We start from the raw sequence: 3,802 nt of genomic DNA, 5'->3' as shown, positions 1-3,802 counted from the left end.
TCTGGCGCTGGGGATCCCTAGCTTTGCGCTGGGAGGGGCTGGAGAGGGCGCTCTGCCTTGGCGGGCGCAGCCTGGCCCTATTGGCGCTGGCAACGCTGCTGGTGGAGACCACCCCTCTCCAGCCCCTCCCAGCGCAAAGCTAGGGATCCCCAGCGCCAGAGGATGGTATCTCCCACAACTAGGGGTAGAAGGGCAACGAAGGGGATGAGCAAAGCGCCTGGAGCAGCCAGCCGTCTTAGCCCTTGGCGCAGGGGCAACCCGGAGAGCGCCCAGAGAAGAGCCACCAGCACCCAGACTAGGGGCAGCAAGGTTAAGCGCTGCACCTGGGCGCAAGCTGCCATCAGGGCTCCTAGGCCCACCAGCTTGGGCAAAGCCTGCCAGCGGTGCAGCCAAGCGGGGGAGGGAGGGAGGGGAGCGGGTGGGGAGAACTGCCTTCCCCTGAGCTCCGGGGAGATGACGACCTCGGCCCTATCTTTTGGCATCTTCTCCCAACAGATCCGGTTGCACCCGCTGCAAAAACCGCACCACCCAATGGGTAAACAGCCCTTCCACCGCTGCCAGAGGGAGGTGGGCCATCACCAAGCTGCCCAAGGCCAAGCGCTCTGCTTGGGTGGAGACCGCCCCCTCGCCTAGGAGAGCAGCCATGACCACCCCATAGAAGAGCAGCGCCGCCAGCCCCACCCCCGCCGCTCCCGCCCAGAAGGCCGCCAACCCAGCTCCCATTGGCCGCCGGCCTGCCCGAAAGATCCCCCCTGCCAAGAGCGCCGGGATCCCCATAATGGCGGCGTTGATCCCCAGCGTGGTCAGCCCCCCGTGGCCAAAAGCCACCGCCTGGAAAAACAGGCCCACCACAATTGCTGGGTAGGCCAAGGCCCCCAACAGCACGCCCAACAAGCCATTGAGCAGCAGGTGTAGGCTGGCCGGAGGAAAAGGCAGGTGAAGGGAGGAGGCAACAAAAAAGGCGGCGGTCAGCAGCGCCGCTTTGGGGAGTTGGCGGCGGGGATCCTTTTCCAAGCGCTGGAGGAGGTGTAGGCTCCAACCCGTCAGCAGGGCAGTGATGCCATACCCCCCCAGCCAAAGCGGTGCTGGCAGAAGGCCCTCGCTGATGTGCATGGCTAGTCCTGGCTCAAAGCGGCAGCACCCCCTGGGGAGTCGGGGAGTTCTGGGCCTTGGGAGGGACGGGGCCGGGAGAAAAACAGGGCCGTACCCAAGCACCCCCAGAGGATGCAGGCAGCCATAACCCCCCGCTGCAGAGGGCCAAAGGAGGAGCCGTTGGGGATCCCCTCTGCCTGCATAGCCGCTTCGCCCACCGGCACATTCACCACCACGCCGTGGCCGGCCTGGCGAATGCGCACCTGCCACAGCCCCTTGAGCTCAGGATCCGGCTGCAGCAGAAATCGCCCCTGCTCATCCGTTTGCCCTTCCTGCCAAGGGGTGGTGGGATGGGTGGGTGCAAACACCGTAACGCGGGCAGAACGCAGCGGCTCGCCGGAATCGTAGCGGGCTTGGATCTCGAAAGTGGGAACGGCCCGCCAAGAGGCCTCCACCCCATGAGCCCAAGCCGGAGTAGACAAGAGCAGGCCGCAGGCCAGCCAGCTCAGTTGCCAGTAAGTGTAGAAAGGGAGGCGCTTTGGCCAGACTAAGTGCATCGGTCGGCAAAAGTAGAGGACAATCTCTCGACTGCAAAAGCCACCCAAGCTTGAGGGCAAAGACCTAAGGTCAAGATCCCGTCCTGTCGAGGCGGTCAGAGGACGCGCGGCAGTGGCCCTCCCCCACGTGGCCCAAGTTCTGCAGGATCTCCAAGAGGGTTTTGGACGCCGTCCCACTTTCCTGCAGGTCATCCCAGACCAGAGGGTCGGATCCCCCCTTTAGCCGCTGCTCCAGAGAGAGGGGATCCAGCTTCACCAGGGGGGCAAACCCCAGCGCCACCCGATTGAGGTCATCTTCCGGCGGTAGGCTGCCATCCCCAAACAGATGGTCAAAGTGGAAAGTCGCTTCCAGATCCGCCACCTGGCCCGCCTGGACAAAGCCCTTGCGCGCTTCCCCCACATACTCGCCGCAGACAAAGGCCAGCTCGGCGCTGAACTTGAGCACAAAGGGGATCCCCTCTCCCTCCCCTTTTGCTGGCCGGGCTTTGCCCTCAATCCAGAGGGAGTAGCCCTTGGCCGGCCCCTCCGCTGCCGGCACCAGGCGCCAAGCCAAGGCGTTGTAGTGGCCAGGGGGAGCTTTCAGGGATCCCAGCAGAACCCGTTCTGCCCCCGCCGCTGGCACCAAATCCACCGTGAGAGGGCCTGTCAGGCTGACCAGGGCCTTGGCCCGCAGCTCCTCCTCCCCTTGCGGATCAAAAGGGGGATCTGTCTGGTAGGCCGTGACATCTGCCAGCGTCACGTACACATGCTCAAACTGCAGTGCCCAGCCGTCCTTGGAGACCAGCCCCTCCCGCACGAATGCTTCGCCGTTGGCCCATAGCTCCAGCGTGCCTTTGGCCGAGGCAGAGATCGCCTGCGGCTCCCCGATCCCCTCCCGTTTTGCCGCCGGGCGACAAGCGGTTATCCCAGAGGCCAGCCCCAGGGCCACCAGAGCAAAAACTACCCCTTTGGCCAAGGGATCCCTGAAGGAAATGACCCACAAGGGAGAGAGGAGTTGCTTCACCTAGAGTTCGGCCAGCGCTACTGACCTAGCCAAACACAAACTTTCGGGGCACCACAATCCCCCGCTGGGGCATCTTGCTACTCCTGCGCCAGGTTTCCAGCCCGCACCCAGCCCTCTTGCCCGTTCTGCCGCCGGATGCGCTGCCACCGGCCATCGGCGCTGTACTCCAACACCGTCACCACCTCGTTCATGGGCACACCACCGATGTAGGCCCCTTCCCGGTCGGGAGTGGCTCGCAGCGCCAAACCAATTGGCTCGATCACCCGCCCCTGTGAGCCGGGGGCAATGTTTGTTGCTGCCGAAAGCCGAGTCGGCAAAGGAGTAGGGTCAGGCGTGGATTCGACTGTAGAAGTTGCAGAAGTTGTGGCTGAAGCAACCTCTGTCGCCCCTTCCACAGGGCCCAAATTGCCCGCCCGCACCCAGCCCTCTTGACCGTTCAACTCCCGCCGCACCCGTTGCCAGCGGCCATCGGCGCTGTACTCCAGCACCGTCCCCGTTTCCCCCGCCACAATTCCCCCTTGGTAGGCTCCATCAGCAGAAGGCTGGCTGCGAATGGCCAGGCCAATCGGCTCAATCACCCGCCCGCGGCTGCCGGGAGGAAAGGTCTCAGGGTCGATGGTGCCCGCCGCCGGCAAGGACTCTGTCCCACTGATGCGAACAAAGGGGGGAGAAGGCAAACTTGTCGGGCTGGGCAAGGGAGCCGGGCGCACCGCCCGTTGAAATTGGGGTGGAGCAGGGGGAGCCAACATTGGGGCAAGGAGCTGCCACAACTGCCAGCCCAAGGCCGCCAAGGCCCCAACGGAGACACTCAGCACCATCAAGGAGCCAAAGGGGAGGATCCCAGAGGCAGGAGAGGAACGGCCTCGCATCCGCTGGTTAACCATCCACTACCCCTCCCCGCCAAGCCAGCAGCAAGAATCCACAGACGAGACGCTCTCCTCGCTGACAAGCGGGGGCTTACAGTCATCAAAGCGCTCGCATCTCAATCACTCGATCATTTATAACATCTTCAGCTAGAAACCGCAGGAGCCCCACCCTGTACCCGTAGGGTCAGGGCCGGGAGGAATGCGGATAACGTATAGTTGCAACATGACCCAAGTTTTAACTACAGCCTGTTAAGGAATCAAGGGGTACAGTAGCAACACTTAGC

Annotated in this window: 5 protein-coding genes; all 5 read right to left on the bottom strand. The window is 63.7% G+C overall.

Going from position 1 to position 3,802, the window contains the following annotated elements:
• Nucleotides 1–77: 77 nt before the first annotated feature.
• The 5 genes from NW835_RS08225 to NW835_RS08205 all read right to left on the bottom strand — a co-directional run bounded on the left by NW835_RS08225 (nucleotide 78) and on the right by NW835_RS08205 (nucleotide 3,536).
• Nucleotides 78–482, bottom strand: coding sequence for a CbiQ family ECF transporter T component (locus NW835_RS08225; RefSeq protein ID WP_414415017.1), 405 nt, complete (start codon nucleotides 480–482; stop codon nucleotides 78–80).
• Nucleotides 469–1,113: a cobalt transporter CbiM gene (gene cbiM / locus NW835_RS08220; protein ID WP_414366553.1), complete on the bottom strand. Its 645-nt coding sequence runs from the start codon at nucleotides 1,111–1,113 to the stop codon at nucleotides 469–471. Before cbiM ends, NW835_RS08225 begins: the two co-directional genes overlap by 14 nt.
• A gap of 2 nt (nucleotides 1,114–1,115) precedes the next feature.
• Nucleotides 1,116–1,649, bottom strand: a complete 534-nt coding sequence (locus NW835_RS08215) for a hypothetical protein (protein ID WP_414366555.1) — start codon at nucleotides 1,647–1,649, stop codon at nucleotides 1,116–1,118.
• A 70-nt stretch (nucleotides 1,650–1,719) separates the two neighbouring features.
• Nucleotides 1,720–2,652, bottom strand: a complete 933-nt coding sequence (locus NW835_RS08210) for a hypothetical protein (RefSeq protein ID WP_414415016.1) — start codon at nucleotides 2,650–2,652, stop codon at nucleotides 1,720–1,722.
• Between the two features lie 77 nt (nucleotides 2,653–2,729).
• Nucleotides 2,730–3,536, bottom strand: a complete 807-nt coding sequence (locus NW835_RS08205) for an SH3 domain-containing protein (RefSeq protein ID WP_414415015.1) — start codon at nucleotides 3,534–3,536, stop codon at nucleotides 2,730–2,732.
• Between the last annotated feature and the right edge of the window lie 266 nt (nucleotides 3,537–3,802).

It is taken from the genome of Synechococcus sp. OH2, from assembly GCF_047462155.1.
Taxonomy (GTDB): Bacteria; Cyanobacteriota; Cyanobacteriia; order Thermostichales; family Thermostichaceae; genus Thermostichus.
This window is presented reverse-complemented; position numbering and strand designations above follow the sequence as displayed.

Excerpts from the sequence above, each read along its gene's own strand:
- NW835_RS08225 (WP_414415017.1), bottom strand. The coding sequence starts at position 482 with ATGCCAAAAGATAGGGCCGAGGTCGTCATCTCCCCGGAGCTCAGGGGA.
- cbiM (WP_414366553.1), bottom strand. The coding sequence starts at position 1,113 with ATGCACATCAGCGAGGGCCTTCTGCCAGCACCGCTTTGGCTGGGGGGG.
- NW835_RS08215 (WP_414366555.1), bottom strand. The coding sequence starts at position 1,649 with ATGCACTTAGTCTGGCCAAAGCGCCTCCCTTTCTACACTTACTGGCAA.
- NW835_RS08205 (WP_414415015.1), bottom strand. The coding sequence starts at position 3,536 with ATGGTTAACCAGCGGATGCGAGGCCGTTCCTCTCCTGCCTCTGGGATC.